Annotated in this window: 1 protein-coding gene; it reads left to right on the forward strand. The window is 45.7% G+C overall.

The window, feature by feature from the left end:
• Nucleotides 1–58 precede the first annotated feature (58 nt).
• Complete coding sequence (locus R7Q47_RS26300) at nucleotides 59–823, forward strand: ferredoxin--NADP reductase (protein WP_025507614.1); 765 nt, start codon at nucleotides 59–61, stop codon at nucleotides 821–823.
• Nucleotides 824–1,064: the final 241 nt, after the last annotated feature.

Consider the following 1,064-nt stretch of genomic DNA (forward strand, 5'->3'; position numbering starts at 1 on the left):
TACATAATCGAGTTGAAGGCGTAAGTTTAACTAAGAGTAACCAAATAGGAGGTGTCTCATGACTGAGCTGAAAGGTTTCAATCTAGCCAAGGTGGAAAAACGCATTGACTGGACTGGCGAGCTGTTCAGTTTAAGGGTCTCAGGCGCGCCTCTTACCTTTAAAGCCGGCCAGTTCACCAAGCTTGCTTTGCTCGATGATGAGGGCAAGTCTATCAGCCGCGCTTACTCTGTGGTTAATGCGCCAAGCGAGCAACACGAGTGGCTCGAATTCCTCATTGTGGCAGATCCTCAAGGGCAACTTTCTCCAAGGTTGCAAAAGCTAAAAGCGGGTGACCCGATTTATGTGGGTGAAACCGCGCATGGCGATCTCATTCACGACACCATTCCTAAGCAAGCGAGTGATCTATGGTTGCTTTCGACGGGGACTGGCATTGGCCCGTTTTTATCTTTGCTGGATGACATTAACCTGCTTCCTCACAATGATCGTATCGTGCTGGTGCATGGTGTTCGCTACGAAAAAGATTTGGTCTACAAATACCTGATTGAGCATCTTCAATTCCGATATGAAGGACGCTTAAAGTACGTGCCAATCGTGAGTCGTGAATCGTCACTCGGAAAACTGCAAGGTCGAATCCCAGAGTTGATTGCGTCTGGTGAGCTTGCCAATAAAGTGGATGTGCCTTTCTCTCCGCAAAGCAGCTTTGTGATGCTGTGTGGTAACCCAGAGATGATTAAAGATACCTTGCCTGTGCTGCAAGAATTAGGGTTAGAAAAGTATCGAACTCGAACAGGCGGTCACGTTATCTATGAGCGTTATTGGTAAGTATCCACCCATCGCTGAAACCGAGATAACTAAGTTATATCGGTGTAAATTAAAAATCACTTTTGAGACATGATACGAATTTATAGACTTATCAATTGAGCACATATACAACAATGCCTAGACTGCGTTCACTGTTGTTGTAGGTGGTTATATGTACTCTTCAATTGCGAGCAAAATGCAGCGGCTTATAGGCGGTTTCGTTGATCTGTTCGTCGTCATTAGCGTTGTCGTTGTTATCGCG

This window comes from Vibrio sp. Vb0349 (assembly GCF_033338975.1).